The organism is Pseudomonas sp. GW821-FHT07G10 (assembly GCF_059418545.1).
On record NZ_JBWKQB010000075.1, the window covers coordinates 1 to 560 of the forward strand.

Below are 560 nucleotides of genomic sequence, written 5' to 3' on the forward strand. Positions count from 1 at the left end.
GTGTCGAGGTTCGGCGTGCAGCGCAGGCTGGACAGTTGCTCGATCGGTTGGTGAGTCGGGCCGTCTTCGCCCAGACCAATGGAGTCGTGGGTGTAGACGTAGATTACGCGTTGCTTCATCAGCGCCGACATGCGCACGGCGTTGCGGGCGTATTCCATGAACATCAGGAAGGTCGCGCCGTAAGGCACCAGACCGCCGTGCAGCGTCACGCCGTTCATGATCGCGCTCATGCCGAACTCGCGAACGCCGTAATACATGTAGTTGCCGCTGGCGTCTTCAGCGCTGACGCCTTTGCAGCCTTTCCACAGGGTCAGGTTGGAACCGGCCAGGTCAGCGGAGCCACCCAGCAGTTCCGGCAGCATTGGGCCATAAGCATTCAAGGCATTCTGGCTGGCTTTACGGCTGGCGATGGTTTCGCCTTTGGCCGCCACTTCAGCGATGTAGGCCGCCGCTTTCTCGGAGAAGTCCTCTGGCAGCTCGCCACTCAGGCGACGGATCAGTTCGTTGGCCAACTCCGGGAAGTCTGCAGAGTAAGCCGCAAAACGCTGGTCCCACTCGGC

At 61.2% G+C, this 560-nt stretch carries 1 pseudogene; it reads right to left on the reverse strand.

The annotated features are described in order from the left end of the window. Positions 1–560, reverse strand: a pseudogene (locus tag AC07O1_RS30375) (transketolase); the annotation flags it as partial.